This window comes from Pseudescherichia vulneris, assembly GCF_902164725.1.
GTDB classification, from domain to species: Bacteria; Pseudomonadota; Gammaproteobacteria; order Enterobacterales; family Enterobacteriaceae; genus Pseudescherichia; species Pseudescherichia vulneris.
In genome coordinates this window covers 3,554,628-3,560,379 of the sequence record NZ_LR607338.1, presented here as the reverse complement: position 1 = coordinate 3,560,379, position 5,752 = coordinate 3,554,628, and the positions used below count along the sequence as shown (strand labels likewise).

Below are 5,752 nucleotides of genomic sequence, written 5' to 3'. Positions count from 1 at the left end.
GTCATGGATGTGGTTTTCGACTCGCCCAGCCCGGCGGGCGTATAGCCGCGACCAAACACCTCGCGACCCAGCACGTTCTGCATGAAGCTGGCGGTAAAGGATTTGTACTGTCCGGCGAAGCGGATCGCCTCCCCTGCCACGGTGCCTGGCACGGTCCCCATCTTCATAAATGCCTGTGTGCGATCGCCAGGCTCCGACATAGCGATGTTCAGGCGATCGAGGATGTAGGCGCGCAACTGACCTTCCAGCTGGTCGCGGGCATCGGCTATAGCTCGCTCGGTTGGCTTCAGCCCTTTACTTTGCACATACCCGGAGATCACATCGTCGGGCACGCCACGAATGCCGCTGGTCGTCATGAATTTCCGGCCTTCGCTGTCGGCCATGTCCATGCGGCGGAATATCTCCCACTCACGATCTCCGATGCCATGCAGATCCAGCACCCGGCGCAAATCCTCAGGCAGGCGGGCATGCGCCTGGTCTGCGTTCTGCGCCAGCCAGTTGGTGATCATCATGGCGTTGCTGTTGCGCCCGCTTTCCGTCCAGAAGTTCATCAGGTTGTACTTGAAGAACAACTGCTGTGCGCGGCCCATTTTCCCGGTGAGGCTGTCATCGCCGGAGATGCGGCGGATTATCTCCTGAGTCATAGCATCGGAGTAAACACCGATCGATGAGAGAATTTCCTTTTGCTCAGCACTGGTATAGCGGGTAAAGCGCCCTTTCATCGCCCCCAGCACCGCCTGCATGAAGTTCTGCCCCTGATAGCGCATCTCTGTCGCGGAGATAGGCACGTCGTTGAATGAGGAGATCACCGCGCCGCCGAGCTGGCTCATACGCAGCCAGCCGCGAACGTTGGCCGATGCATTGGCCCAGCCCACACTACCAGGGATATTAAGCGATCCATCGACCTGCGGCATCACAGTGCGGTTCAGGCGGCGGATTTTGGTCATGTAATCAGCCAGTGCCGCCGGGTTGCCGGACTTGCTGACGTCATCGGCAATCGTGTCGGTCAGGTACTTGAACATGTTGCCGGGGTTGGTGCCCAGCACCCGCATCATGCCAGTGTTTCGCGCTGCGCTGTTCAGGCCACCAAATACCGCCTCTCGCAGGCTGCCGGTGCCGAACTGCTGATTGTATTCATGCCAGGAGATACCGTCTTTAAAGTGCAGCACGCGCTCCTGGCTGGCGCGCTTAGCCGCGTTTGCCGACCCCTTGAAGCCGTTCATCCAGTCCGGCTTCTCTGAGGTGAGGTGCACGCCGGAGGCCAGGCCGTTATAAACATTGCGCATGAACTGATCCCGGTCGTTTACCCCGTCGAAGGTTCGCTCGTCGAGGCGAGGCAGAATAGCGTTGCGCCAGGCGTCGAAACCAGCGGACCGGATTTTCATGATGTCGTGCGACTGCCGGACGATATAACCAGGCTCTTTGCGGATCCATGCTCCGGCCCGGTTCTCATCGATGCGCGCCGACTCCTGCCACTTCGAGATAATCTGCGCCGCTGCAACTGACTGGCGAGTCATGCCGTCGGTAGGTTCTCCGCGCCCGATGCGCCACATTGCATCGGCGATCTCACGGTCATTGCTGCCGCTGGCGATAAACTTCACCAGGTCAGCACGGTCGAAATCGAAGTTGATCCCGGCGTGGTACTTGCCCCGTAGCTGGGCCACCTCGGAAGATACAGAGCGGCGGGAGCCGGTGCGCGCATCGTTACGCCCTACCAGCATCGCTTCCAGCCCGATATCGGGGCGGTCTTTCCATGTTGTGCGCAGCTCGCCCAGGCGCTGGGCAGCGATACGGGTATTGATAGCCTTGTTGCGGGCCTCTATCTGCTTCGCCAGCACGTCGGCGTTACTCAGCTCCTCGGCGGCCCGCAGAGCAGCCTCTTCAAGAGACAGCGCCTCGTTTCCCGCCATGATCCGTTCGGTGGTATCGCGCATATCGCGCACCAGTGACTCCATTTCATCAGCTGACAGGTCACGCCCGGCGGCGGCGTTTACTGTGCGCTCACACTGCGTTAAAAACTCATTGGCTGCCATCAAATCCCCCGGTTAATCATACAGGCGGCAAAGGCCCGGAAAGCGTTGCTCATGCTATTGTCGCTGGCCTCGGCCCTAATAGCATTGAGGTTTTCGCGCATCGTGGCCGCAAGCTCCGGATTGTCGACGGCGATATCGTCCAGCAGCGCGTTGCTCAGGTTAAACTCGTTTTCGAGATCGGCAGCGGCGGCGGTGACCTCGTGGCCTGCCTGTTGGGTTTCCCGGTACACGCGATCAGCGGTTTCGCTGACCGGGCGCGCGGCTTCATCCATCTGGCGCACAGGATTCTGTATGCGCTGAATGGCGCGCTCACGCAGCGCCGGAGTATGCAGCTCGTAGAACGGTTCAACATCCGGGCTTCGGCCTTCCATCATGTGCGCCAGCGCAGCGCGGTACGCCTGCTGGTTAACCGCCCATTCAGCCTCGCGAATTGCTCCGGCGGCTGTACGAACAGCACCGGCTACTGGCGACATCTGCATGCCATCCCGGATCTGCTGCGCGCGTTCAGCAATACGCACCTTCAGGTCATCAGGGAGTTCGCCCTTATTAACCTGGGACTGGCGACCGCGTGCCTGCTCGGCGGCGGCGTTCTGCTCCAGCGTTGCGGGAGGTGAATGTATCCTTTTCCGCCTGGATGTCTTTCAGTGCCCGCGCCCGCGCATCCTTGAACTTCATCCGCTGAGACTGGTAATCGGTGGTACGCTGCTGCACGGTAGCGTCCAGCGCGTCCGCCTGCCGCTGGTTAGCTGTCAATTCGGCGCGCAGATCAGCAACGTTATCGATCTTCCCTGTCTGTAGTTCCCGCTGCTGCGCCATATACTCCGGCACAACATCATCATAGGCGCGGCTGTAGGCGTAATTCTCCGCATCGCTGGAGATTGCCGCAGCCAGATCTGAATTGGTGCCACGCTCCGGGATATTGACGCCTGCCGGAATATTGTCTGGGGTCACCACCGGAGTGGGCTGCGCGTCTGGAGTAGGGATCGCTGTTTCTGCGGCGGCAGGCTCAGCTGCGCGCCGTGGGCGCACCAGGTCGGATATCACCCCGCCGCCCGCATGCATCAGGCCGCCAGCCAGCGTGTTAAAAAAGGTGCTCTCCAGCGCGTTGCCGTACGTGAAATCATCGCCGTCAGCAGCGGCTGCCATTGCAGTAAATGGAACGGTGGCCACTGCCTGCGCAGCACCCAGGCGGGATCCGGCAACAAAGCGCTCGCCGAAACGCCCCAGCATGGATGCCGCCCGCGCCTCACCGGCGAACGGCACAAATGCCAGCGCCACGTTGCCGGGGTCGGCCATCGACCCGGCCAGGCTTGCCGTGAAGTTAAGCGGAGTAGCCACCCAGCCAGAAGGCGCAGACGCGGCGATCTGCTGGCGCGCCAACGAGTCCTTGCGCTCGGCAACGACGTGATCCAGAAACGCCTGGGTAACGCCGGTCTCCGGCACGTTGATGCTTTTCACGCCGTACTGCTTCAGCCGCTCATCAGCATCAGCTTTGCTGACTACCGCAGAGTTTGGATCGTTCGCCAGCGCATCAGCCTGCGCAAAGCGGTAGCCGGACATGACCGGCCCCTCTTCAAACCCCTGCTTAAGGGAAGACAGCAGCGATTCGCCCAGGCCGGAGGGAGCGTTGCCGATTGGCTGGTTAATCCCCAGCCCCGGATCGTCGGTATAAATTGGCATATTATCGTCCTGACTGCTGGCCGCTCTGGAAGATGTCGATCAGGTTGTCGCGCTGGCTTTCAGCGCTGTACCCCTTCGACTGCCCCGGCGTGTATTTAACAGGCGTATCGGTGAATTTAAGCAGGCTGTTCCATGTTGAGCGGTTAGCCGCGCCCAGCTTAGACAAGTCCTGGAACGACACGGATAAAGGCCGACCGTCGGCACCGTTAACAATCAGGCCGTTAAGCATCAGGGTAAGCCCCGTCTCATTGCTGTTCGTTACCCACTGCGCAGAGTCTTTGATACGTGACAGGCTCTGCTGACGGTTAACGTCTTCCGGCAGGCGGGGATCACCCACCAGCGGCATTATTTGCTCAGCAGTCAGTGCCTCAAGGTATTTACCGGCCCCGTCGTTGACGTCGCGCAGATCTACTCCGGCCCGGTTAGGCAGACGCCATGTGCCGCTGGTCTGATACTGCTCGCCGAGAATATCCTGATAGGCCTGCTTCGCCGCATCAGAGGCTGACATGCCACGCTGCATGTTGATGTACGTAAGGCGCTTGCCCTGCTCGTTGAAGTTGTTCCAGACGGCAGTACCGCCAGGCTGTACCACCATCGTGCTGGCGAAGTCTTTAGCCTTGTCGTTCCAGGATGAATCGGCGCTGTCGGCGTCGGTTTTCTCAAAGCTGCCGCGCAGATCTGACGTTTTCACGCCGCGGCTCTGCCAGAGGGCATTCGCAGCTCGCGGGTTCTCTGTGGCCATGATGACCTGCAGCGCCGGGTAAGCGTTTTTCTGTACCTGCTGCATGACCTGATCGGAGTATTTCCCGAACGACTGGGCCACCGCCTGAATAGCCGTAACGCTAGACTCCTGGGTGTTGTCGATGCGCTGCAGCAGGTTGTCGATCATGGTATCCGGCAGCACCTTTTTGCTGTTGATGCCCAGGCGGTCTTTTTCAGCCTGGATGCGCGATACCAGATATTCCCCGGACTGCTGATTGTTCTGGTACTCGGCAAATGCCGACTTAACGACGGGAGAGTTTTGCTGGAGCCAGTTACCAGGATCCGCTTCGCGGGCCTTTTGCACCTGGTTTAATTTTGCCTGGGCTGATGAATAAAGCTCGGCTTTGTATTTGAAATCAGGATCGGACTCTTTCGGCATCATGGCCTGCACGGCTGCTATTCCCTGCTGGGCGCTGCCCTGCACAATGGACTGGTAAACGGGCTGTAACGTCATCGCCTGCTGGTACTGCTGGTAGGTTTTCTCCATCTGCATGCGTTCGGCGGGCGCAGCCTGCAGCGGCATCACCGCCGCCCATTCACGGGCAGAGATCGGGGTCACCGGCTGGCCCGCTTCGAGTTTCGCGAGATCGTCCTGCATGCGGCCCTGAATAGCCACGCGACCGGCGGCGGCCTGCATGTCATACAGACCGGCAACCTTGCTCATCATTTGCGACTTTTTATCGGGACTCATGGCATTCCAGAATGGCTGACGTGACAGATTTTCCATCGTTGCCGATCCCGGGATAGCTCCAGCGCTACCGGTGACTTTCGCCACGTAGTTACGGGTTTCTTCGTAAGGGATAGCGGCTGCGAACTGGGCATTGCTGACCTGACCGGTGCGAGGATCGCCTATCTTCTCAAGCCAGCCATCTACAGCGCCTGGCCCAGCGTTATAAGCGGCCACCGCCAGCACGGGATTATTGTCATACTTCTGCATTTGCGCGCCGAAGTATGCCTGGCCCAGTTTCGCGTTATAGCGTGGGTCGTTCATCCATTTATCACGATCCCACGGGACACCAGCAAGACGGGCAGCCTCTGGCCCGGTAGACTCCATAACCTGGGCTACGCCGACGGCACCTTTCGGGGACACCAGCGGCGCACCGTCTTTGCCATACTGGTTACCGCCGCTTTCCTGCCAGATCATGGCTGAGAACAGCTGCGCCTCACTGGGCGTGTCGGTTACCTCAATCTTGCCGCCGGGCCCCAGCATCTGCTGATACATCGGTGTGTACCATGCCTCCGCCGCACCGTTGGCAGCATTCTCGCGCCAGGCTACC

General features: G+C 59.9%; 4 protein-coding genes. All 4 read right to left on the bottom strand.

The annotated features are described in order from the left end of the window. Positions 1–2,033 (bottom strand): hypothetical protein (locus FN633_RS14750; protein ID WP_154058964.1); only part of this gene is annotated, 2,033 nt, incomplete at its 3' end. Next, a complete protein-coding gene (locus tag FN633_RS18530) occupies positions 2,033–2,551 on the bottom strand; it encodes a hypothetical protein (protein ID WP_243731508.1) in 519 nt (172 codons plus the stop codon). The genes FN633_RS14750 and FN633_RS18530, both read right to left, overlap by 1 nt. Positions 2,552–2,579: 28 nt before the next feature. Further along, complete coding sequence (locus FN633_RS14745; RefSeq protein ID WP_243731507.1) at positions 2,580–3,713, bottom strand: hypothetical protein; 1,134 nt, start codon at positions 3,711–3,713, stop codon at positions 2,580–2,582. Between the two features lies 1 nt (position 3,714). After that, positions 3,715–5,752: transglycosylase SLT domain-containing protein (locus tag FN633_RS14740; protein ID WP_154058963.1), on the bottom strand; the 2,038-nt coding region annotated here is incomplete at its 5' end.